Origin of the sequence: Mycobacterium sp. 1465703.0 (genome assembly GCF_001672975.1) — a bacterium.
Taxonomy (GTDB): Bacteria; Actinomycetota; Actinomycetes; order Mycobacteriales; family Mycobacteriaceae; genus Mycobacterium.
On record NZ_LZKU01000171.1, the window covers coordinates 1 to 22,506 of the forward strand.

The 22,506-nt window shown below is 66.9% G+C and carries 19 protein-coding genes; 7 read left to right on the plus strand and 12 right to left on the minus strand.

Annotation, left to right across the window (positions count from 1 at the left end; translation table 11 throughout):
• From A5625_RS15215 to A5625_RS15225, 3 genes are all read right to left on the minus strand, one after another.
• Positions 1-585 (minus strand): GAP family protein (locus tag A5625_RS15215; protein ID WP_066995309.1); only part of this gene is annotated, 585 nt, incomplete at its 3' end.
• A 32-nt stretch (positions 586-617) separates the two neighbouring features.
• The gene (gene fadD21 / locus A5625_RS15220; RefSeq protein ID WP_066995177.1) at positions 618-2,366 is read right to left on the minus strand and encodes a fatty-acid--AMP ligase FAAL21/FadD21; all 1,749 of its coding nucleotides are present in this window, start codon (positions 2,364-2,366) and stop codon (positions 618-620) included.
• Positions 2,367-2,451: 85 nt separating this feature from the next.
• Positions 2,452-4,047, minus strand: a complete 1,596-nt coding sequence (locus A5625_RS15225; RefSeq protein ID WP_066995179.1) for a CdaR family transcriptional regulator — start codon at positions 4,045-4,047, stop codon at positions 2,452-2,454.
• Between the two features lie 83 nt (positions 4,048-4,130).
• Between A5625_RS15225 and pruA the strand changes: the two genes are divergently transcribed.
• A complete protein-coding gene (pruA, locus tag A5625_RS15230) occupies positions 4,131-5,762 on the plus strand; it encodes an L-glutamate gamma-semialdehyde dehydrogenase (protein ID WP_066995311.1) in 1,632 nt (543 codons plus the stop codon).
• The gene (locus A5625_RS15235) at positions 5,762-6,718 is read left to right on the plus strand and encodes a proline dehydrogenase family protein (protein WP_066995182.1); all 957 of its coding nucleotides are present in this window, start codon (positions 5,762-5,764) and stop codon (positions 6,716-6,718) included. The genes pruA and A5625_RS15235 overlap by 1 nt, the downstream gene beginning before the upstream one ends.
• A gap of 126 nt (positions 6,719-6,844) precedes the next feature.
• On the opposite strand, the gene A5625_RS15240 is transcribed toward A5625_RS15235, so the two are convergent.
• The 9 genes from A5625_RS15240 to A5625_RS15280 are packed head-to-tail and all read right to left on the minus strand — an operon-like array spanning position 6,845 to position 14,622.
• The gene (locus A5625_RS15240) at positions 6,845-7,450 is read right to left on the minus strand and encodes a TetR/AcrR family transcriptional regulator (RefSeq protein ID WP_156748252.1); all 606 of its coding nucleotides are present in this window, start codon (positions 7,448-7,450) and stop codon (positions 6,845-6,847) included.
• The gene (locus tag A5625_RS15245) at positions 7,450-8,520 is read right to left on the minus strand and encodes a zinc-binding dehydrogenase (RefSeq protein WP_066995185.1); all 1,071 of its coding nucleotides are present in this window, start codon (positions 8,518-8,520) and stop codon (positions 7,450-7,452) included. The genes A5625_RS15240 and A5625_RS15245 overlap by 1 nt, the downstream gene beginning before the upstream one ends.
• Positions 8,521-8,530: 10 nt before the next feature.
• Positions 8,531-9,700, minus strand: a complete 1,170-nt coding sequence (locus A5625_RS15250; protein ID WP_066995187.1) for a lipid-transfer protein — start codon at positions 9,698-9,700, stop codon at positions 8,531-8,533.
• Positions 9,697-10,146 (minus strand): MaoC family dehydratase, encoded by a 450-nt coding sequence (locus A5625_RS15255; protein WP_066995189.1) that lies wholly within the window; start codon positions 10,144-10,146, stop codon positions 9,697-9,699. The genes A5625_RS15250 and A5625_RS15255 overlap by 4 nt, the downstream gene beginning before the upstream one ends.
• Positions 10,143-11,267 (minus strand): acyl-CoA dehydrogenase family protein, encoded by a 1,125-nt coding sequence (locus A5625_RS15260; protein ID WP_066995191.1) that lies wholly within the window; start codon positions 11,265-11,267, stop codon positions 10,143-10,145. The genes A5625_RS15255 and A5625_RS15260 overlap by 4 nt, the downstream gene beginning before the upstream one ends.
• Positions 11,268-11,274: 7 nt before the next feature.
• Positions 11,275-11,673 (minus strand): Zn-ribbon domain-containing OB-fold protein, encoded by a 399-nt coding sequence (locus A5625_RS15265; RefSeq protein ID WP_066995194.1) that lies wholly within the window; start codon positions 11,671-11,673, stop codon positions 11,275-11,277.
• On the minus strand, positions 11,673-12,218 hold the full coding sequence (locus A5625_RS15270) for a MaoC family dehydratase N-terminal domain-containing protein (RefSeq protein WP_066995197.1): 546 nt from the start codon (positions 12,216-12,218) through the stop codon (positions 11,673-11,675). The genes A5625_RS15265 and A5625_RS15270 overlap by 1 nt, the downstream gene beginning before the upstream one ends.
• Positions 12,219-12,236: 18 nt before the next feature.
• Positions 12,237-13,421 carry an acyl-CoA dehydrogenase family protein gene (locus A5625_RS15275; RefSeq protein ID WP_066995200.1) on the minus strand — a complete coding sequence of 395 codons (1,185 nt, stop codon included), beginning with the start codon at positions 13,419-13,421 and terminating at the stop codon, positions 12,237-12,239.
• Positions 13,422-13,425: 4 nt separating this feature from the next.
• Positions 13,426-14,622 carry a cytochrome P450 gene (locus tag A5625_RS15280; protein ID WP_066995203.1) on the minus strand — a complete coding sequence of 399 codons (1,197 nt, stop codon included), beginning with the start codon at positions 14,620-14,622 and terminating at the stop codon, positions 13,426-13,428.
• Positions 14,623-14,815: 193 nt separating this feature from the next.
• On the opposite strand from A5625_RS15280, the gene A5625_RS15285 reads away from it, so the two are divergent.
• The 5 genes from A5625_RS15285 to A5625_RS15305 all read left to right on the plus strand — a co-directional run bounded on the left by A5625_RS15285 (position 14,816) and on the right by A5625_RS15305 (position 22,499).
• Positions 14,816-16,276: an aldehyde dehydrogenase family protein gene (locus A5625_RS15285; RefSeq protein WP_066995207.1), complete on the plus strand. Its 1,461-nt coding sequence runs from the start codon at positions 14,816-14,818 to the stop codon at positions 16,274-16,276.
• Positions 16,273-18,564 (plus strand): CaiB/BaiF CoA-transferase family protein, encoded by a 2,292-nt coding sequence (locus A5625_RS15290; RefSeq protein WP_066995210.1) that lies wholly within the window; start codon positions 16,273-16,275, stop codon positions 18,562-18,564. Before A5625_RS15285 ends, A5625_RS15290 begins: the two co-directional genes overlap by 4 nt.
• Before the next feature lie 77 nt (positions 18,565-18,641).
• Positions 18,642-19,550: an alpha/beta fold hydrolase gene (locus A5625_RS15295; RefSeq protein WP_066995213.1), complete on the plus strand. Its 909-nt coding sequence runs from the start codon at positions 18,642-18,644 to the stop codon at positions 19,548-19,550.
• A 28-nt stretch (positions 19,551-19,578) separates the two neighbouring features.
• Complete coding sequence (locus tag A5625_RS15300; protein ID WP_066995216.1) at positions 19,579-21,000, plus strand: acyl-CoA synthetase; 1,422 nt, start codon at positions 19,579-19,581, stop codon at positions 20,998-21,000.
• A 203-nt stretch (positions 21,001-21,203) separates the two neighbouring features.
• Positions 21,204-22,499: an MFS transporter gene (locus A5625_RS15305; RefSeq protein WP_066995219.1), complete on the plus strand. Its 1,296-nt coding sequence runs from the start codon at positions 21,204-21,206 to the stop codon at positions 22,497-22,499.
• Positions 22,500-22,506: the final 7 nt, after the last annotated feature.

Sequence of the window (22,506 nt, forward strand, 5' to 3'; positions counted from 1 at the left end):
GGCCATCGATGCCCTCGTCGGTTCGGGTGCGATCAGATAAGCGACGAGTGGGATTTCCACCAGCGCGAAGGCAACGACGTTGAATGTCAGCAGCGCGCCCAGTTGCGTTGTGACCGCCGCGCCGGATGCCAGAATCACCGCCAGAGCGGCCAGATAATCCACCGAAGGCAGCGCGATGCCCAGGCCCGCCACTGCGGCGACCCACAGCGACCGTCCGTCCAGCAGTCGTCGGGTGCCCGTCATCAGCCTTCCCGGTCCGGCGGTGCTTTCGTCGGCAGGAGCTGGCTCGCTGCCGCTCAACCGGTCCGCGAAGGTTTTCATCGCCAGCAGGGCGGCGGCCACCAGCGCCAGTGCGCCGATCAGAAATTGAACGCGCGGCAATGTGAAGTACGTCGACCCCAGCAATATGTGCCGCAGGGCGAACAGGACGGTCGCGCCCACCGTGATCCCCATCGCGAACCCGCCACCCAGAAACGCGAGCAACTGCAGCTGCGGGCGGGGTCTGTTCAGCATCAGGACCGTCATGCCGATGCGGAAGGGCTCCATGCTGACCGCCACGGCCATGACCACAACGGTGAACAACATCGCAGATATGGTTTCCTGTCCCGCCCGACCGCTCAGCCGTCCAACCGGGCGAACTGTTGGCGGCGGTACTGCTCGACACACGCGGCCCGCCGGATCTTTCCGCTCGTCGTGGTGGGGATCGATCCCGGCGGCACCAGGACCAGATCGGCGACGGTGAGACCGTGCGAGTTGGATATCGCCGCGGTGACGTCGTTCTTGATGATGTCGAGCTTGTGCAGTGCGTCGTCATCAGAATCGCCGCGCTTCTTGAGTTCGATGATGGTCACCAGCTTTTCGGTCTCGTCCACCGGAACCGAGATCGCCGCGACCCGGCCGCCGGTGATCTGTTGCACCGTCGATTCGATGTCCTCGGGATAGTGGTTGCGGCCGTAGACGATCAGCAGGTCTTTCATCCGGCCCACGATGAACATCTGATCCTCGGAGAGGAAGCCGAGGTCGCCGGTGCGCAGCCACGGTCCCTCCGGGGTGCCGGGCGACGGATCGGCCAGGACGCCCCCGAAGGTGCGCCGGGTTTCTTCCGGTTTCTGCCAGTAACCGTCGGCGACGTTCTCGCCGTTGACCCAGATTTCACCGACTGTTCCGGCCGGGCACTGTGTGTTGGTGTCGGGGTCGACGATCCGCACCGTCGGCGATGTGGGTGTGCCGTAGCTCAGCAGCGGTGAGCCGGTCTCTGCCGAGCACCGCTGGGCGCTGCCTTCCGACAGCCGCTCGGGATCGAAGTGGACGACTTCCGGGGCTCCGGCCGCGGCGCGGCTGGCGACATAGACGGTCGCTTCGGCCAGCCCGTAGGAGGGTTGCATCATCTGTTCGCGAAAGTTGTACGGGGCGAACCGTTTGCAGAACCGATCGAGCGTGGCGGGATGGATGCGTTCGGCGCCGCTGACGATGCTGATGACGTTGCCCAGATCGACTCCGGCCAGGTCCGCCTCAGTGGTCTTGCGGACGCTGAGCTCGAAGGCGAAGTTGGGCGCGGCGGAGAAGACCGGATTGGTTTTGGACATCGCGTGAATCCAGCGTGCGGGGCGTTGCAGGAACGCGACCGGGCAGGTCAGATCGCCTTGGTAGCCGCCCAGGATCGGCGCGATGACGCCTTGCACCAAACCCATGTCGTGGTAGAAGGGCAGCCACGACACGCAGACGGTGTCGCGCGGGGCGACTCCGTTGAAGTCCGGAAAGTACGCGGCCATCAACTGCTGGAAGTTCACCAGCAGGTTGCGGTGCGAGACCATCACCCCGGCCGGAAGACGCGTGGAGCCCGAGGTGTACTGCAGGTACGCGATGCTCGGGGCGCCGCTGACCCTGATGCTCGACGACTTCGGTTGGTCCAGATCCAGTGCATCGACCGCGATCACGGCTGGGGCGCAGTCCTTGCGGGCCAAGTCCGGACCGTCCAGATAATCGCGGACAGTCGCGGCGGCCGCGGACGTGGTGAGAACGACGGCGGGCGTGGTGTCGGCCAGGACGGCAGCGACACGCTCATCGTGCGAGCCTGGCTGCGGGACCGAGAGCGGGACCGCGATCAGCCCGGCCTGGATTGCGCCCAGGAACGCCACGATGTAAGCCAGGCCCTGGGGAGCAAGGATGACGGCGCGGTCTCCGGCGGCGCCATGCCGCTTGACCTCATGCGCGACATTCAGCGTTCGTTGATACAGCTGCGCCCAGGTCAAAGTCTCGGTGACGCCCGCCCAATCCTGCTCGTAATCGGTGTACCGGAAGGCCAAATCGTCGGGCTGCAGACCGGCGCGTTCGCGCAGCAGGGCGACGACCGACAAGCTTTGCACGCGGGCTACGCTACCGCTTCGCGATTTTCGCGCACGGCGGACGACGCCAGGCAACGGGGCGCGCTGTGCTTGCGCCGGCGACGTGCTAACCCCGCTGCAAAACCCGCAATCCCAGCGAAAACAACAGCCGCACCTCGGGATCGGCCAGCGACGTCGACAGCAATTTCTCGATCCGTCGCACCCGGTAGCGAACCGTATTCGGATGCACCCGCAACGATTGTGCTGCCGCGGCGATGTCGCCGAAGGCGTCCAGATAGGTCCGCAGCGTCTGGGCCAGCACCGGATCGTCGTCGCGCAGCGCCACGATCCGCGGATCGATCAATCGCTGGTCGTCGCCGACCAGGGACACGATTTCGTCGAGCAACACGGTGGTACGCGCTTCGGCCAGCGACGTCACCTGCCCGAACGAGATCGGGTGCCGCTCAGCGCTGTCCAGCACCCGGTCGACTTCGATGCGCGCCGCGGCGATCGCGGCAAGTCCGGCGACTGGCGCGGCGATGGCCGCCCGTAGCTGCACCCCGAGCTCGGCACGCATGGCGCCGATGGTGCCGCGCACCCACGAGGTCAGCGACCGGCTATGCGTCTGGGGGAGCAGCACATATGTTCTCGAGCCGTGCGAGGCGACCTGGGCGTCGTGACGAAAAGCGCTGGCGCTCAGAGCAATAACATCGGCAAGCCGAGCGTGACGGGGTGAGCTGTCCGTCACGTCCCAACCGATCAGGGCCGCGTCGCCGTCGGCGGCCAGGCCGAGTTCACCGGCAACCGCAACCACGTCGACGGGCCCAAGGGCGTCGGGTTCGGTGAGTCCGAGAAGTTGCTGCACCCGCCGGGCGTGGGTGGACGGCCGCGCCGCGAGCCGGGAGATGATGCGGGCTGCCAGCACGGCGGCGCCTACCAACATCTCCTCGGCGTCGTCGGCCAGCGGCTGCGAGCCTTGCTGTACCCAGATGGTTCCGGCGAACACCGACGGTCGCCGGGCATCGGGTGCGGGCTGGTGGATCCCGACGGCCAGTCGCGGACGCAGGCCTAATTCGGGCCGCTCGGCGACGCGGACCACCTCGCTGCCCGACCGCAGCGCATCGAAGATGCCCCATTGGCCGATCCACTCGAGATGCTCGGGCGGGCCCGCCCTGCCCAGGATGGAAAGGCGGCGCAACTCGTCGGCCTCGTCGTTGGAGGCCGAGTAGGCCAGCACGTGTGATTGGGCGTTTTCGATGCTGACCATGCCGTGGATGCGGTCGGCGAGCGACTGGGCCAACCCGAACAGGTCGGTGCCCGAGTCGTCCATGGCATCGGTGCGGTCCCCGTGATGTTCCAGAACATGGTTGACCAGTTGATAGAGCCGCTCCCAGCGGGCCCGCGGATCGACGGCCACCACCGCCGAGCCGGCCGCGATGGCCATGTCCACCAAGGCTTTCGACGGCTCTTTGACGAAGATCGCCACCGGTACCCGTTCGCGCGCCTGCTTGTTCATCCATTGCCGCGCCTCGTCGTCGGCGACCCCTAGCAAGAAGAAGACGTCGGCGGAGCCCGCCGCGGCCGCCAACCCGAGCCGCACGTCGTCGGAATCGATCAGCGCCGCCGAGCCCACCGACAGATCCAGGCCCCGGGGGGCGTCGACCAGGCTGACCAGGGTCGCGTCCAGCGCGAGCAACAGTTGCCCCAGCCCGACACCGGCCATGTTGTCCGATTTTACTATGAACAACGGCCTCTATTGTTCATTCGGCTAACTCTATGCGGCGGCGACGCGAGGATCCTTGCAACATGGACGCCGTAACCCAGGTCCCGATGCCGGCCAACGAGCCGGTCCACGACTACGCCCCGCGCTCCCCGGAACGCACCCGCCTGACCGCCGAGCTGGCGGCGCTGGCCGACCACCCGACGGACCTGCCGCACGTCATCGGCGGCGCCCACCGGATGGGCGACGGCGAACGCATCGACGTTGTCCAGCCGCACCGGCACGCCGCGAAGCTGGGCACCCTGACCAACGCCGGGCACGCCGAGGCAACGGCGGCGATCGAGGCCGCGATGGCCGCGAAGAATGCTTGGGCTGCACTGCCTTTCGATGAGCGTGCGGCGGTGTTCCTGCGTGCCGCCGACCTGCTGGCCGGGCCATGGCGGGAGAAGATCGCCGCTGCGACAATGCTCGGCCAATCAAAGTCGGTGTACCAGGCCGAGATCGATTCCCCATGCGAGCAGATCGACTTCTGGCGATTCAATGTGGCGTTCGCCCGACAAATCCTCGCGCAGCAGCCCATCAGCGGGCCCGGCGAGTGGAATCGCAGCGAATACCGCCCACTGGATGGCTTCGTCTACGCGATCACGCCGTTCAACTTCACCTCGATTGCCGGCAATCTGCCGACCGCGCCGGCGCTGATGGGCAACACCGTGGTGTGGAAGCCGTCGATCACCCAGACGTTGTCGGCCTATCTGACCATGCGCTTGCTCGAGGCCGCCGGCTTGCCGCCCGGGGTGATCAACCTGGTGACCGGCGACGGCCTGGCCGTTTCCGAGGTGGCGCTGGCCGATCCGCGGCTGGCCGGTATCCACTTCACCGGGTCGACGGCCACCTTCCAGCGGTTGTGGCAGCAGGTGGGCGCCAATATCGGCCGCTACCAGAGCTATCCGCGGCTGGTCGGCGAGACCGGCGGCAAGGACTTCATCGTCGCGCATGCCTCGGCGCGGCCGGATGTGTTGCGCACAGCCCTGATTCGCGGGGCATTCGACTACCAGGGACAGAAATGCTCGGCGGCATCGCGCGCCTTCATCGCGCAGTCCGTGTGGCGCCGGATGGGGGACGACTTCCTAGGCGAGACGGCCGCGCTGCGCTACGGAGACGTCACCGACCTGATTAATTACGGGGGAGCACTGATCGACCGGCGCGCCTTCACCAAGAACGTCGACGCCATCGAGCGGGCGAAGGGCGCAGCACACGTCACTATCGCCGTCGGCGGCGAATACGACGACAGCGAAGGCTATTTCGTGCGCCCCACGGTCTTGCTGTCCGATGACCCGACCGACGAGTCGTTCGCGACGGAATACTTCGGCCCGCTGCTGTCGGTGCACGTGTACCCCGACGAAGATTTCGAACGGATCCTCGACGTCGTCGACACCGGCTCTCGGTACGCGCTGACCGGCGCGATCATCGCCGACGATCGTGCCGCCGTGCTGAGCGCCCAGCATCGACTGCGGTTCGCTGCCGGGAACTTCTATATCAACGACAAACCCACCGGCGCGGTCGTCGGGCGCCAACCCTTCGGTGGCTCGCGTGGCTCAGGCACCAACGACAAGGCCGGGTCGATGCTCAACATGTTGCGCTGGACATCGGCGCGCACCATCAAGGAGACATTCGTCCCGGCAACCGAGCACACCTATCCGCATATGGGCGCCGACTGATGACCGGACTGTTCGCCACCACCTTGCGCCCGGTGATCCTGGCCGCCGGCCGCGGCGAAGCATTGCGCCGGACCGCCGAGCGACTGTCGGTCACCCGTAAGGTGGTGCGTCGGTTCGTACCCGGGGAGACCATCGAATCGGCACTGAATAACGCTGTGACGCTTCGCGACTCGGGCCGCTTCGTCAGCATCGACTATCTGGGCGAAGACGTGATCAGCGCCGACGACGCCGATGCAAGCGTCCGGACGTACTTGAATCTGATCGGCACATTGGCTGACCTCGATACCGCGGCTGACACGGTGCGGCCGCTGGAAGTCTCGGTCAAGTTGTCGGCGCTTGGGCAGTCGCTGGAGCGCGACGGGCACAAGATTGCACGGGAGAACGCATGGTCGATCTGCGATGCCGCCCAGCGTGCCGGCGTGTGGGTGACGGTGGACGCCGAGAACCACACCGCCACCGATTCGACGCTGCGCATCGTGCGCGATCTGCGGACCGAATTCCCCTGGCTGGGACTGGTTTTGCAGGCTTATCTGCGGCGAACGCTGGATGACTGCGAGGAGTTCGCCGACTCCGGCGCCCGGGTGCGACTGTGCAAAGGCGCCTATGACGAGCCCGAGTCGGTGGCCTACCGGAAACCCACCGAGGTCACCGACTCCTATCTGGCTTGCCTTCGGGTGCTGATGGCCGGTTCCGGCTACCCGATGGTGGCCTCCCACGATCCGATGATCATCAGCGCGGTGCCCGGTCTGGTGCACGAATCAGGGCGCCGCACTGACGAATTCGAATACCAGATGCTGTATGGCATTCGCGACGACGAGCAGCGACGCCTCGTAGCGGCCGGCAAGCAGGTGCGGGTCTACGTCCCGTTCGGTACCCAGTGGTACGGCTACTTCATGCGGCGACTGGCCGAACGGCCGGCCAATCTGGCGTTCTTCATGCGGGCGCTGGCGCACTGACCAGCTCAGCAGGGTGGCTGAATCCTTGCGTGTGAAGCCTGAGTGTGAGCACATGGCGGCGACACGCCGTAAAACCTCGCCGAGGCTTCACACCCGACGCCCGGGATTCACAACCGAAGGCCGTCGCTACCCGCGCCGCGGCCGCGGACGGTCGCTGGCGAATCCGCGTACCACATGGGCCCGAACGAATTCCGCTGCCACCTCGGGATCATCCATGTCCAGCGTCGAGGACGGCGTGCTGAAAAGCGAGAACAGGATGCGCGCGAACCATTCACCGGCGGCCTCGATGTCGAGGTCCTTGCGCACCTCGCCGGTGCGCCTGGCGGCGGACAAATAGGGGGCGAAGAATTCCGCGCATTCGCGCAGCAGCACGGCGGCGTCCTTGGTCAGCAACAGGCTGATTGCATCTTCGTCAAAGTACTTCTCCGAGGCGATGACCCGTCGTGCCTGAGTGACGAAGACCGCGGCCTGGCTGAGCTTTTCCTCAAGCGAACCGCCCCGGTCCATGGCCTTGGACATCTCACGATAGAACTGCTCCGACGCGTGCTCGGCGCAGGCTTCGATGATGGCGGCTTTGTCGCTGAAGTACTCGTAGATGGTGCTGCGGGAAACGCCGGCCGTCCTGGCGATGTCGACGATCGTCGCTTTCTGCAGTCCCTGCTTGCGAAAGCAGGCGTACGCGGATTCCACGATCAGCTCGCGGGTGTCGATGGCCTGGGCCGCTTGCGTCATCACGGAATCAGCGCCCCCCGTGGCACCAGCCCGGCATTGGCCGAGGCGAACGCGGCGTTGACGTCGGTCAGATGGAATGGCTTGGGCATCAGCCGCTCGAACGGAAAACTGGTGTGCTGCAGGAACGATAGACCGGTGGCCAGCGTGATCGGGTCGTACAGCATCACGCCGCGCACGGACTTATTGCCGTAGACCAATGCGCTCGGGTCCAGCTCGAAGGTGCGTCCCATCCCGACGTTGCCGACCTCGAGCAACGTCCCGCCGTTGTTGAGAAATCCGACGCCCTCGGGGATGACGCCCGGCACGCCGACAACCTCGAGCACCCAGTCGGCACCGATGCCGTCGGTGTGCTTGCGCACCTGCTCGCCGACGTCTGCCGACGAGATCCCGCTGGCATCGATGCAGTGGGTCGCGCCGAAATCGGCGGCGACGTCGAGTCGCTCGGCGATCTTGTCGATGACGATGACCGCGGCGGCGCCAGCCGTTCGCGCGACGGCCGCGGCGTTGATGCCCAGCCCGCCGGCGCCCTGAATGACGACGGTGTCGCCGAGCCGCACATCGCGCAGTGCGAACAACACTTGGGCCAGCGCACAATTCAACGGTGCGACGGCCTCATCGGGCAGGTCCTCGGGGACCTTGTACAACGGCTGCCGGCGGCTGGTGTAGTAGTACTCGCCATAGGCGGCGACGAAGTGCGGCGGCTGTTCATGGGTGCGGTATTCGCCGGCCATCAGGTTCTGGCATGCGTACGACCGTCCCCGCGCGCACGCGTGACAACTGCCGCAGAACCAGAAGTACGGCGCCACCACACGATCGCCAACGGCCAGCTGTTTACCGGTAGCATCGGTGGTCAGACCCTCGCCGAGTTCGGCGATCTCGCCGACCATTTCGTGACCCATGGCAAACGGGCACGGCAGGGGCAGCTCGCCGCGGAAGATGTGCAAGTCGGAACCGCAGATGCCGGCCATCCGCAGTCGTAGCGCTGCAGTGCCCGGCGCCGGTGTGGTCAACGGGAATTCGGCGAGTTCGATTGGCCCGCCGTGGGCGGTCAGCAGCGCAATCCTCGGCATGACGGTTCGCTCAGCCGGCCGGTGCGAGGATCAGGCCACTGGTGGGTACGCCGGTTCCCGACGTGACGAGCACGTGTTCGACGTTGTCGACCTGGTTGTACGACGTGCCGCGCACTTGGCGCACCCCCTCGGTGATGCCGTTCATGCCGTGGATGTAGGCCTCGCCGAGTAGGCCGCCGTTGGTATTGATGGGGAACTCTCCACCGAGCGAGAGCCGCTCGACGGTGGCGAAGTCCTTGGCCTCCCCGCGCCCGCAGAATCCCAGCTCCTCGAGTTGGGCGAACACGAACGGCGTGAAATGGTCGTAAATGAAGGCGGTTTGGATGTCTTGCGGCTTGAGGCCCGAGTCGCGCCACAGCTGGCGGGCCACCACGCCCATCTCGGGCAGCCCGGTGATCTCGTCGCGGTAGTAGCTGGTCATCATCTCTCCGTTGGCGGCCGCACCCTGGGCGGCGGCGGTGATGATGGCCGGTGGCTGCCGCAGGTCGCGGGCGCGCTCGGCGCTGGTGACGACGAGAGCGACGCCGCCGTCGCTCTCCTGGCAGCAATCCAGCAGCCGCAGCACGGGTTCGACGATCCACCGCGAATTCTGGTGATCTTGCAGGGTGATCGGACGTTGGTAGAACCAGGCATCGGGGTTGGTCGCCGCGTGCTTGCGGTCGACGACCGCGACCCTGCCGAAGTCCTCGTTGGTGACGCCGTACGTCGACATGTAGCGCTGGGCGTGCATCGCGACCCAGGCCGCGGGAGTGAGCAGTCCGAACGGTGCGTAATGCGCCATGAACAACGGTGTTTCGGCCATGCTGCGTCCGCTGCCACCGAACCGGAAGCCGGACCGTTCGTTGAAGGCACGCCAACACACCAGGACGTCGGCGACACCGGTGGCGACGGCCATTGCCGCATGCACCACCGTCCCGGCTGCCGCGCCGCCGCCGTGATGGACGCGGGAGAAGAAGCTCAGGTCGCCGATGCCGACATTGCGGGCGATGTCGATCTCGTCGCTGGAGTCCATGGTGAACGTGACCATGCCGTCGACGTCGCTGGGCGTAAGACCCGCATCGTCAAGCGCGGCGCTGACCGCTTCACACGCCAATTGCAGCTCGCTGCGCCCGGATTCCTTGGAGAACTCGGTCTGGCCGATCCCGACGATGGCCGCGGCGCCCGGCAGCGTAGTGGTCACGCGCCGACCCCGCCGAGCAGGCTGAGCACCGCGGTGCCGGAAACGTGATCGCCCAGACTGTTGGAAGCCTTGAACGTCACCTCGACGAAGTTCTCGCCGCCCGATCCCTCGGTCTTGCCGGTCACACTACCGGTGAAGCGCAGTGGATCGTCGGGAAAGCACGGCACGCCAAGGCGAATCGACAGGTTCTTCACCATCGCTTCGGGCCCGGCCCAATCGGTGAGGAAGCGCACGCAGTAACCGTTGGTGGTCAGGATGTTCATGAACAGGTTCGGCGAGCCCTGCTGCTTGGCGTAGTCGCGGTCGTGGTGCACCGGCATGAAGTCCCGGCTGGCGATCGCACCGGCGACGATCATCGTTGTGGTGATCGGTATTTCGAGCGGGGTGACCTCGTCGCCGACCGAAATGTCTCGCCATGGCAAAGTGCGGGTGGCGGTCGTCGTCATGCGTGTCCTTCCGAATGGGTTGCGCCGTAGGTTGCACCGAGTCGGGCCAGCTGCGCCGAAGCGGGACCGAGGGTCAGCTCGTTGTGCTTGGCCCACAGGAAATACCGGTGCAGGGGATAGGTGACGTCGATGCCGATACCGCCGTGTACGTGCTGTGCGGTGGCGGCCACCCGGGCGCCGGCCTCGGCGGCCCAGAATTTCGCGATGTGCGCCGCGCGGTCGTCCGGACGGCCATGCGCGATCAGCCAGGCCGCCTGCCAAGTGGTCCACCGGATCGCCTCGACGTCGATGAAGGCGTCGGCCATGCGCTGCTGCACCGCCTGGAAGCTGCCGATCGGGCGGCCGAATTGCTCACGGGCGCAGGTGTATTCGGCGGCAATGTGCAGCGCCCGCTCGGCGACACCGAGCTGGATTGCGCACAGCGCCACCAGAGCACGGGTGTGCAGTGACTCGACCACCCCGGCACCGGCGATCACGTCCGCTGCGGAAACGATTGCGCCGTCCAAGAATACGTCGGCGTGTGGTTCGCGGTTGGTGGTCGGCACCGGGCGAATTTCCACGCCGGCGGCGTCGCGGGCCAGCAGGAACAGGCCCACAGTGCCGTCGTCGACAGCGGCGGGAATCAGCACCGTGTCGGCGAGTTGCGCGGCCGGCACCACCTCCTTGGCGCCATCGAGGCGCCAGTTCGGGCCATCGCGGCGTGCGGTGGTGACCGGGCGTGCCGGGTTTGAGCGGCCCGGTTCGGTCAATCCCGTTGTCATAACCCGGGATCCGCTGACCACGCCTGGCAGGAATCGCTGTTGCTGTTCGTGGTTGCCGTGCCGGGCGATCGGGTCGGCGCCCAGCACCAGCGTCGGGTAGGCGGGCACCGGCGCGACGCTGTAGCCGACCTCGGCCAGCAGTACCCCGAGTTCCACGAAGCCGCCACCGTTGCCGCCGACCGACTCGGGCAGCGCGGTGCCCAGCAGGTCGGCGGCGGCCAGCTCTTTCCACAGCGCGTCGTCGTAGCGCACGTCACCGGCTTCCAGCTCGGTCAGCCGTTCCGGCGTGGCGCGGCGCTCGAACAGATCCCGCGCCAGTTTGGCGATCGTCTCTTGCTCTTCGGTGAAGGAGAAGTCCATGACGGTCCTAGGCTTTCGGCCGGACCTGGTGTAGCACCAGGTCGTCATCGAACGTCTGGAAATGGACCTCGACCGGCATTCCGGGGGTTATATCGGCGGGGTTGATGCCGGTCAGGTTGGACACCAACCGTACCCCCTCGTCGAGTTCCACCAGCACGACGACGTAGGGGTACTCGAAGAACGGGAACTTGGGTTCGTGCGGCATCACGTAGCTGTAGACGGTGCCGCGGCCCGACGACTCGATCGCCTCCCACTCCAGTGACCGACAGTGCGGGCACATCGGGCGGGGCGGATGACGCAGCTGCCCGCAGCCATCGCAGCGCTGGATCAGAAGTTTGTTCTGCCGCAGCCCATTCCAGAAGAACTCGGTGTCCGGGGTGATCGCCGGAGCCAGACGGGCCGCCATCAGTTCGCCGGCCTGAAACGCAGCACCCGGAATCGCTGTCGGCCCAACACCTCACCGTGCTGGTCGGTGTAGGTCGTCAGCCAGGTCAGGAAGAAGCCGGTGCCCAGCGCCGTCTTCTTTTCGTCGGAGACCGACTCGTAGACCGTGGTCGCGCTGATCTCGTCGCCCAATCGTGGGTAGCGCTCGATCTCGAATTCCGAATTCGTCGCCACCGTGCTGGTGTAGCCCGCCTCATCGAGGAATGCCGTGGGATTGCTGTGGATCTCGACCGGCGCCCCACCCCGCTCACCGATTCCCTCCAGCTTCGGCGACGGCATCGTCCAGGTTTGCAGCATGACCGGCGGCGACACGATGCCGCCGAACCGTGACGACGCGGCGAACGCCGGATCGATGTAGACCGGATTCATGTCGGCCATGGCGTACGCCCAGTGCCGAATCATCGGCTGATTCACCGGGTCCGGCGCCAGCGAGGGCTTGCCGGTACCGCCGGTCGGCTGGCCGACGAGGGCCTTGACCTTGGCCCTGACGGTTTCTGAGTCGGTCACTGAGTTCTGTCCTCCTTGCTATTTCGCGGCCCGAAGGTCGCGCGGCGCCCGGGGCATGCCCAACCCGGCCATGGCGATGATGTCACGTTGAATTTCGTTGGCGCCGCCGCCGAAGGTATTGATAACGGCCTGGCGGTAGGCGGATTCCAGGGCGCCGTGCAGCGGAGCCTCGGCCCCGCGCCGCACCCCGTTTCCTTCCAGGACCTCGAGCAACTCCCGGGCGACCTGCTGGGTGAGCTCGGTGCCGAACACCTTCGCCGCCGACGCCTCGCCCATGGTGAGCACCCCCTTGGTCATCGCCGCGTTCACCCGCAGGTTGACGAGTTTGTACGCGGCGACTTGGGCTTCGACCCGGGCCAGCGTCGATCGCACCCAAGGTTGGTCGATGACGCGGCCACCGTCGAGCTCGGTGCTGACGGCCCAGTCCAGGGTCTTCTCGAACAGCGGCTCGAGCGCGCCGAGATTGCCCAGAGCGGCGCGTTCGAAGTTCAACTGCGTGGTGATCAGTTGCCAGCCTTGATTTTCCGCACCGACCAGCGCACTGACCGGCACCCGGACGTCATCGTAAAAAGTGTAGAACGTCGAGATACCCGGCATGGTGTGCAGCGGCTGCCAGGAGAACCCGGGAGAGGAGGTCGGCACGATGAGGATGGAAATACCCTTGTGCTTCTTGGCATCCGGATCGGTGCGCACCGCCAGCCAGATGTAGTCGGCGTAGGCGGCGCCGCTGGTGAACATCTTTTGGCCGTTGATCACGTACTCGTCACCGACACGGACGGCCGTGGTCCGCACCGAGGCCAGGTCACTGCCGGCGCCCGGCTCGGAGTAGCCGATGGCGAACTCCACGGTGCCGTCCAGAATCGCCGGTAGAAACCGCTGCTTCTGCTCGTCAGTGCCGTAGTGCATCAGCGTCGGCCCGACGGTGTTGAGCGTCACCAGCGGGATGGGCGCGCTGACCCGGCGCGCCTCTTCGGAGAAGATGAACTGCTCGATGGCCGAAAAGCCCTGTCCACCATATTCTTTAGGCCATCCGACGCCCAGTAGATTCGCGGCGGCCAGGGCCCGGATGCATTCGCGCACCGCGGGCCCGCCCTCCATCCGCTCGCTGACCGCGGCGACGCGCTCCGGCGTCATCACGGTTTCCAGCGTCGCGCGGATTTGGGTGCGCAGCTTCTCTTGTTCTGGCGTGTACTCGAGGTCCATCGGCTCAGGCCCCCATCCGCACCGGCATGCGTTTCACCCCGGGGACCATGGTGGCCCGCATCCTGTTTACCTCGCCCACCAACTCCATGCCGGGGAATCGGCGCAGCAGCTCCTCGAAGAGCACCGTTGCTTCCAGACGCGCCAATTGCGCACCCACACAGGAGTGTTCACCGCAGCCGAAGGCGATGTGTGGGTTCGGGTGACGGGTCACGTTGAACTCCTCGGAGTCGGGGCCGAACACCTCTTCGTCCCGGTTGGCCGACCCGTACAGCATCACCACCACCTCGCCAGCGGCGATGCGTTGACCGCGGATCTCGACGTCGGCGGTCGCGGTGCGGGCCATGTGCACCACCGGACTGTTCCACCGCAGCATCTCCTCGACGGCCAGCGGGATGCCAGCCGGATTCTCAACCAGCAGGCGGTATTGGTCGGGATGGGTGATCAACGCCAGCGTGCCGAGCGCGATCAAGTTGCGGGTGGTTTCGTTGCCGGCCACCAACAGCAGAAAGGCAAAGTTCAGCAGGTCTTCATCGGTCAGCCGGTGTTCGTCGATCTCGGCCTCGGCCAGCACCGACAGCAGGTCGTCGCGCGGTTGCACGCGCCTGGCCGCGATCAGCTGCTGGAAGTACTCGTAGAGTTGCCCGGCCGCCACCGCCGAGTCCAGCTCGATCTCCGGATCGGCCGTTCCGGTGGCCGCATCCGACCAGGCGCGGAATTGTTCCCAGTCATCGGGCGGGGCCCCGATCAGTTCGGCGATCATCCGGGTGGGCAGCGGAGCGGCGATCTGTTCGGCGAACTCGTGCACCGAGCCGGGTTCGATGCCGTCGAGAATGCCGCGCACGATCTCGCGGATCTTTGGCTCGAGCACCGAAACACGGCGCCGGGTGAATCCGGAGTTGATCAGCTTGCGCATCTGCCGGTGCCGCGGCGGGTCGGTGAAGATGAGACTGCCCTGCTGCACCGGGTTGGGCATCTGCGGATCGGGGATCGTGATGCCCTGGGTAGAGGTGAACAGTGCCGGGTTGCTGGACACGTAGCGGATGTCCTCGTACTTCAGCAGGGCCCAGAAGTTGGTGACGTCGTTCCAGCACACCGGCGCCGTCGCGCGCAGCTCCCGGTAGGCGGGGTAGGGGTCGCCCGCATAGAAGTCGGGGGAGTGCAGCGGGAAACTCGGCGAGCGCAGCGGCGGATGAGTCTGCACGGTAAGCCCCTCTCGCAGGACACCCGATCCGACAGATTAGGCCAATCTGTCTGCCGACTGTGTCTACTCCGCGCCGCCGCATGCTGTCAATACGACGCCAAAATATTGAAATAGCACGGTTTTCATCTGATTGACGATTGACGGCGGACACGCGGAGGTGTACACCAAGTGATCAGATGACCGGAGGAAGCACATGGCTGATTCGCCCGCTCTTGTCCAGACCTACCAGCTCTACATCGACGGCAACTGGGTCGAGCCGCAGGACGGCCGCTACGACGACCTCTCGCCGTCCACCGAGGCCGTCATCGCCACCGCACCCGACGCGAGCGTCGCCCAGGTCGGCGACGCCATCGCGGCCGCGCGCCGCGCGTTCGACAGCGGGCCCTGGGGCACCATGACCGCCGAGCAGCGCGCCGGGTGTCTGAACCAACTGGGCGAGGCGCTGACCAAGCACGCCGACGACTTCTTCGCGCTGTCCCAGGCGGAGTGGGGTTGCATCGCCAACGAGCGCATGATGCAGATCGACGGCGCCGGGTTCATGTCCATGCATGCCGCCCAGCTCGCCACCCAACTGGTCGACCAGGAGGTCAGCGGCATCAGCGCCGGAACCACCTTGCTGCGGCACGCGCCGCTAGGTGTCGTATCGGTGCTGACGCCGTGGAACTTCCCGCACTGCCTGAACGTCATGAAGCTGAATCATGCTCTGGCAGCTGGAAATACGGTGGTGCTCAAGCCCTCTCCGCTGACGCCGCTGGCCGGGTTGGCGCTGGCGCGGCTCATCGACGAACACACCGACATCCCGCCGGGCGTGGTCAACGTGGTCACGCCCTCAAGCGTCGAGGCGGCCAAGCTGCTGACCACCGACCCGCGCATCGACATGGTGAGCTTCACCGGCAGCTCGGTCGTCGGTCGCCAGGTGATGTCCGCCGCCGGGGACACGATGAAGCGCATCCTGCTGGAGCTGGGCGGCAAGTCGGCCAGCGTCGTGCTCGACGACGCCGTCGTCACCGACGACATGCTGCGGCAGATGCTGTTCGAATCCTGTTCGCTGCATGCCGGACAGGCCTGCATCCTGCACAGCCGGCTGCTGTTGCCCGATTCGCTGCACGACGACCTCGTCGATCGGCTCGCCGCGTTGGCCCGCGAGGTCAAGGTGGGCGACCCCACCGATCCCGACGTGCAGATGGGTCCGCTGATCAGTGCGGCACAACGCGACCGGGTCGAGGCGCACATCGCCGGCGCCCGCAGCGACGGGGCGAAGCTGGTGACCGGCGGCGGCCGGCCGGCCGGTCTGGACGTCGGCTACTACGTCGAACCGACGATCCTGACCGGGGTGGAGCCGAATTCGACTATCGCCCAAGAGGAAGTCTTCGGTCCGGTGTTGACCGTGCTGCGCTACCGCGACGACGACGACGCCGTCGCGATCGCGAACAACTCGCAATACGGGCTCTCCGGCGCGGTGTGGGGCGACGACGTGGACCGCGCCGTCGGCGTCGCGCGCCGCATCCGCACCGGTCAGATCGCGGTCAACGGCATCAGTCCCGGTGGCGCGCCGTTCGGCGGCTTCAAGCTCAGCGGCCTGGGCCGCGAGGGCGGCGGAATCGGCGGTTTGCATCAGTACATGGAACCGATGGCCATCGGGGTTCCGGCGTGACGGAACCCCTTGCGGGGCTGCACGTCGTCGAAATCGCCAGTGAAATCTCAGGTCCCTACGCCGCAAAGCTGCTTGTCGACCTGGGTGCCGAGGTCGTCAAGATCGAGCCGCCCGGTGGAGACATGCTGCGGCACTGGGGCCCGTTCGCCTCGCGCGTTGCCGACCCGGATCGGTCCGGCTTGTTCGAGTACCTCAACACCGGCAAACACGGTGCTACCCTTGACCTTTCAGTGGCCAGCGACCTCGCAATCGCACACGAACTCATCGCGCAGGCGCACCTGCTGATCGACGATTCCGCACCCGGAACGCTGGACGGGTACGGACTCGGGGTCGACGACCTGCAGCGAATCAACCCAAATCTGGTGCTATTACGCATCTCCGCGTTCGGTCAGTCCGGTCCGTTCCGTCATCGCCGGTCCACACCGCTGACCCTGCAGGCGGCATCGGGCTGGATCAGCGCCCGGGATCCCGGGCGCCCACCCGTTCAGGTTGGCGCGCGGATCGCCGAGTACGTCGCGGGCGGCTATGGTGCGCTGGGCGCGCTGACCGCGCTGCGACAGCGGCCCACCGGCCGCGTCACCGAAGTGGATGTCTCACAACTGGAATCGTTGTTGTCCACGTTGCCCTACCCGATGTTGATGGCCCAGCGGATGCGACGGCTCGGCCTGCCCGCCAACCTGCGGTCGGCGCCCATGCTGGGCGTCGTCCGGGCCGCTGATGGCTGGGTGGGCATCAACTGCCTGACCGGCCAGCACTGGCTCGACGTCTGCGCGATGCTCGGCCTGCCCGAATTCGGCGAGCACCAGCTCGCGATCATGATGGGCGGCCCGGAGCGCGACGACTTCTTCGCCAAGGCCGAGCCGGTGCTGGCCGGACAGACCGTCGCCGAGATCGTGGAACTCGCTCAGGCGCTACGCATTCCGGCCGCACCGGTCAACGACGGCGCCACCGTGCTCGACTGCCCGCAGTACGCCGCGCGGGGGTTCTTCGTTGAAACCGGGTCGTTTCGGCGTCCCGGGCCGCCGTTCAGGCTTTCGAAAACCCCAGTGCTGCAGCATCTTCCGGCGCCATCGCGAACGTCGCGAACCGCGAAGTGGGCCGCCGACGGCCGACCGCTGCAGCAGTCAGCGGGGCCGCTGCCCTTCACCGGGCTGCGGGTGCTGGACCTGACCACGTTCTGGGCCGGGGCGTATCTGACCTGCTACCTCGGGGCGTTCGGCGCAGACATCGTCAAGGTCGAGTCGATCCAGCGGCCGGACGGACACCGCTATTCGGGAGCCTTCGCCTACGAGGGTGACGACTGGTACGAGCGCAGCCCCATCTGGCAGGGCACCAACCTCAACAAGCGCGACCTCACGCTTGACCTGACCTCGCAGCGCGGCCGCGACATCTCGCGGCGGCTGGCCGCCCAAGCCGACGTCGTGGTGGAAAACTTCTCGCCGAGAGTGGTCGAGCAGTTCGGCCTGGACTACGACTCGCTGGTGTCGCTGAACCCCGACGTGATCGTCGTCCGGATGCCGGGCTACGGCCTGCGCGGCCCGTGGCGCGACTATGTCGGCTGGGCGCTGAACTTCGAGCAGACCGCGGGGATGTCGTCGGTCACCGGATACGCCGACGGCCCGCCGTGCAATCCGCAGGGTCCGGCCGATCCGATCGTCGGCGTGCATGCCGGCGTCGCGTTGCTGGCCGCGCTCGAGCACCGCGACCACACCGGCGCCGGTCAACTCGTCGAGATTGCCCAGATCGAGGTCGCCGCCGCGGCGACCGCGGAACCGGTGATCGAGTACTCGATGACCGGTGTGGTGCGCCCGCGCGAAGGCAACCGACAGCGTGGCTACCTGCAGGGCGTCTACCCGACCAACGAAGAAGACGTATGGGTGGCGCTGTCCATGCCTAGCCAGCCGATCGACCATGACCTGTTCGACGAACTCGTCACCGGCTGGACCCGCACGCGGACCGCCGCGGCGATAGTCGACACCCTTCACGCACAGGGCATCGCGGCGGAGCGGGTGATCACCGGGGACCAGATGTACAACCCCGATCTCATCGGAGCCCAGCTGGACGCCCGCGGATACTACGAGGAAATCGAACACCGGATCACCGGGCCACACCGCTATCCCGGCTGGCCCTTTCGCATCACACCAGGTCCGCCGCATCACCACCGCACCGCGCCACCGACGCTTGGCCAGCACAACGACGCCGTGCTGCGCGAGCTGGGCCTGTCCGACGCGGAGGTGGCCGACCTGCGGCTGCAGCGGGTCATCGGTGAGCGGCTGCTCAACGGCTAGCCGGCGGCGACCGGGCTGGCAAGCACAAGCCCGGCCGCCCTTTGGTAAACCGCGACTAACATGCCAAGCTGCTCGACATGGCCTTTGACATCGCCCGCCCCAAGCTCGAGGGCAACATCGCGGTCGGCGAGGACCGCCAGATCGGCTTCGCCGAGTTCGGCGACCCGCAGGGCCGGGCGTTCTTCTGGCTGCACGGCACCCCCGGCGCCCGCCGGCAGATCCCCACCGAGGCGCGCGTCTACGCCAAGGAGCACGGCATCCGCCTGATCGGCCTGGACCGGCCCGGGATCGGCTCATCGACGCCGCACCGGTACGCGAACGTGCGGGCCTTCGCCGACGATCTGCGCACCATCGCGGACATCCTCGGCATCGACAAGATGGCCGTCATCGGCCTATCCGGCGGCGGCCCGTACGCGCTCGCGTCGGCCGCGGCCATGTCCGACCGGGTGGTGGCAGCCGGCATCCTCGGCGGCGTCGCGCCGTTCCTGGGCGACGAGGGGATCACCAGTGGGCTGATGAACCTGGGCAAGCGGGTAGCGCCGCTGCTGAAGCTGGGTGGCGACCCGTTGCGGATCGGCGCGAGCCTGCTGGTCCGGTCGATCCGTCCGGTCGCGAACACCGCGCTGTACCTGTACGCCGCGATATCGCCGGAAGGCGACCGGCGCCTGCTCACCCGACCCGAGTTCGGGGCCATGTTCCTCGACGACCTGCTCAACGGCAGCCGCAAGCAGTTGGCCGCCCCCTTCAACGACATCATCTTGTTCACCCAGGACTGGGGATTCCGGCTGGACGAAGTCAAAGTCCCGGTCCGCTGGTGGCACGGCGACAGCGACCACATCGTTCCGTTCGCGCACGGCGAGCACGTGGTGGCGTTGCTGCCCGACTCCGAGCTGATCGTGCTCCCGGGCGAAAGCCACCTCGGCGGCCTGGGCCGCGGTGAGGAGATCCTGGCCACCCTGATGAAGATCTGGGACGAGAAAGACTGACCTTTTCCACGCCGGGTAGCCTGCTGACGTGCTGCTGGCTTCCCTCGATCCTTCGGTCCTCTCCGCCACTGATGTCTCCGACGCGGTGCGCATCGACGGCACCGTGCTCAGCCGCAGCGACCTGGTCGGCGCCGCCACGTCGGTGGCCGAACGGGTGGGCGGCGCGGACCGGGTCGCCATCCTGGCCGCACCGACCGCCGCGACGGTGCTGGCCGTCACCGGGTGCTTGATCGCCGGAGTGCCCTTCGTCCCGGTGCCCGCCGACGTCGGCGCGGCCGAACGCCGGCACATGCTCACCGACTCCGGAGTGCAAGCCTGGCTCGGGCTGGCCCCACCAGACGCTGCGTCGGAAGGGCTGCCGCACATCCCGGTGCGGTTGCACGCCCGCTCCTGGCATCGCTATCCCGAGCCGTCACCCGACGCCACCGCGATGATCATCTACACCTCGGGCACCACCGGGCTGCCCAAAGGTGTGGTGTTGAGCCGGCGGGCCATCGCCGCCGATCTGGACGCGCTGGCGCAAGCCTGGCAATGGACCGCCGACGACACCCTGGTGCACGGCCTGCCGCTGTTTCACGTGCACGGCCTGGTGCTGGGCCTGCTCGGCTCGTTGCGGATCGGGAATCGCTTCATTCACACCGGAAAGCCGACACCGGAGGGTTACGCGCAGGCCAGTACCGACTTCGGCGGCACACTGTTTTTCGGGGTGCCGACCGTGTGGTCGCGGGTGGTGGCCGACGAGACGGCCGCCCGGGCGCTGCGCCCGGTGCGGCTACTGGTTTCCGGAAGCGCGCCGCTGCCGGTCCCGGTGTTCGACGGGTTGGCCAGACTCACCGGACATCAGCCCATCGAACGCTACGGCGCCTCGGAATCGCTGATCACGCTCTCCACCCGGGCCGACGGCGAGCGACGCCCGGGGTGGGTGGGTCTGCCTCTGGCCGGTGTGCAGACCCGGGTACTCGACGACGACGGCGGGCCGGTGCCGCACGACGGGGAGACGGTCGGGAAGCTTCAGGTACGCGGGCCGACGATGTTCGACGGCTACCTGAACCGGCCGGAAGCCACCGCCGAGGCGTTCGACACCGACGGCTGGTACCGCACCGGTGACGTCGCGGTGGTCGACGGCGGCGGAATGCACCGCATCGTCGGACGTGAATCGGTCGACCTGATCAAGTCCGGCGGCTATCGCATAGGTGCGGGCGAAATCGAAACGGTGCTACTCGGGCATCCGGGCGTCCAAGAGGCTGCGGTGGTCGGGATGCCCGACGAGGACCTGGGCCAGCGCATCGTGGCGTTCATCGTCGGATCGGCCAATGGAGACGCACTGATCGACTATGTCGCCCAAGAGCTTTCGGTGCACAAGCGACCGCGTGAGGTGCGCATCGTAGACGCGCTTCCCCGCAACGCCATGGGCAAGGTCCTCAAGAAGCAGCTGCTGACCGACGGCTGAGTGGCCGCTGAACCGGCTATGGCCGGCCGGGCGCACAGACACGCAGCAATTTGCCAGCTTCAGCGCCGAGCGTGGCCGCGAACCTTCACCTACCGTCGTAACGGTGTATCGATGCAACCGGACAGTGAGCGGCCACCGTGGGTGAGCCTTATCGGTCGGCGGGCACCGCAGTCGCGACCCCGGCCCCCAGCGCACCTCCTCCCATGCGCCGAATTGCCACGGCATGTCTTGTCGGCTCGGCCATCGAGTTCTACGACTTTCTGATCTACGGGACGGCCGCGGCACTGGTCTTTCCGGCGGTGTTCTTTCCGCGTCTGGGCCCGACGGTGGCCACCATCGCCTCGATGGCTACCTTCGCGACGGCATTCTTGTCCCGCCCGTTGGGCGCGGCCGTCTTCGGATACTTCGGCGACCGGCTGGGCCGGAAAAAGACGCTGGTCGCCACGCTGCTGATCATGGGTGCGTCGACGGTGAGCGTGGGCCTGGTCCCCACCACGGCGTCGATCGGGGTGGCCGCACCCTTGATCCTGGTGGCGCTGCGGTTGTTGCAGGGGTTCGCCGTCGGCGGCGAATGGGCCGGTTCGGTGCTGCTGAGCGCCGAATACGCTCCGTCGGGTAAACGCGGCTGGTATGGCATGTTCACCTCGCTGGGCGGTGGCACGGCGGGGATACTGGCCAGCCTGACCTTCCTGGTCGTCAGCCTCACCGTGGGCGAGAGCAGCCCCGCATTCCTGGAATGGGGATGGCGGGTGCCGTTTCTGATCAGTAGCGGGCTGATCGCCATCGCTCTGTATGTACGGCTCAACATCGACGAGACCCCGCTGTTCGTGGAGGAGAAAGCCCGCAATCTGGTGCCCAAAGCGCCGCTGGCGGAGCTGGTCCGGCTGCAGCGACGCGAGATCGTGCTGGTCGCGGGCTGCTTCCTCGGCGGCATGGGCTTCGTCTACCTGGGCAACACCTTTCTCGTCATGTACGCCCACTCCCACCTGGGTTATTCGCGCAGCTTCATCTGGGGTGTCGGTGCACTGGGCGGGCTGACGAGCATCGCGTTCGTCTCGTTCGGGGCGTGGCTGTCCGATCGAGTCGGGCGTCGCCGGGTGATGCTGTGCGGGCTGGCGGCGTGTCTGCCGTGGGCGTTCGTGGTCATCCCGCTGATGGACACCGGCAGCCCCGTCATGTACGCGGTCGCCGTGCTCGGCATGTTCGCCTGCGCGGCGGTGGCTAACGGCCCCACCGGAGCCTTCGTTCCCGAACTGTTCGCCACCCGCTACCGCTACAGCGGCGCGGCGGTCGCGATGAACCTCGCAGGCATTCTCGGCGCCGCCCTGCCGCCGCTGTTGGCGGGCACGTTGTTGGCGACCTATGGCAGTTGGGCGATCGGGCTGATGATGGCGACGCTGGTAGTGGCCAGTTTCGTGTCCGTCTACCTGCTGCCTGAGACCGCGGGAACCGCGTTGCGAACCGTCCCGGCCGACGAGAAGGTCTCCGCCGAGCTATAGCTGCACG

Coding starts and splice junctions, on each gene's coding strand:
- A5625_RS15225 (WP_066995179.1), bottom strand. CDS start 4,047: ATGGCCGGTGTCGGGCTGGGGCAACTGTTGCTCGCGCTGGACGCGACC.
- pruA (WP_066995311.1), top strand. CDS start 4,131: ATGGACGCCGTAACCCAGGTCCCGATGCCGGCCAACGAGCCGGTCCAC.
- A5625_RS15235 (WP_066995182.1), top strand. CDS start 5,762: ATGACCGGACTGTTCGCCACCACCTTGCGCCCGGTGATCCTGGCCGCC.
- A5625_RS15240 (WP_156748252.1), bottom strand. CDS start 7,450: ATGACGCAAGCGGCCCAGGCCATCGACACCCGCGAGCTGATCGTGGAA.
- A5625_RS15245 (WP_066995185.1), bottom strand. CDS start 8,520: ATGCCGAGGATTGCGCTGCTGACCGCCCACGGCGGGCCAATCGAACTC.
- A5625_RS15255 (WP_066995189.1), bottom strand. CDS start 10,146: ATGACGACGACCGCCACCCGCACTTTGCCATGGCGAGACATTTCGGTC.
- A5625_RS15260 (WP_066995191.1), bottom strand. CDS start 11,267: ATGGACTTCTCCTTCACCGAAGAGCAAGAGACGATCGCCAAACTGGCG.
- A5625_RS15265 (WP_066995194.1), bottom strand. CDS start 11,673: ATGGCGGCCCGTCTGGCTCCGGCGATCACCCCGGACACCGAGTTCTTC.
- A5625_RS15275 (WP_066995200.1), bottom strand. CDS start 13,421: ATGGACCTCGAGTACACGCCAGAACAAGAGAAGCTGCGCACCCAAATC.
- A5625_RS15285 (WP_066995207.1), top strand. CDS start 14,816: ATGGCTGATTCGCCCGCTCTTGTCCAGACCTACCAGCTCTACATCGAC.
- A5625_RS15295 (WP_066995213.1), top strand. CDS start 18,642: ATGGCCTTTGACATCGCCCGCCCCAAGCTCGAGGGCAACATCGCGGTC.
- A5625_RS15305 (WP_066995219.1), top strand. CDS start 21,204: ATGCGCCGAATTGCCACGGCATGTCTTGTCGGCTCGGCCATCGAGTTC.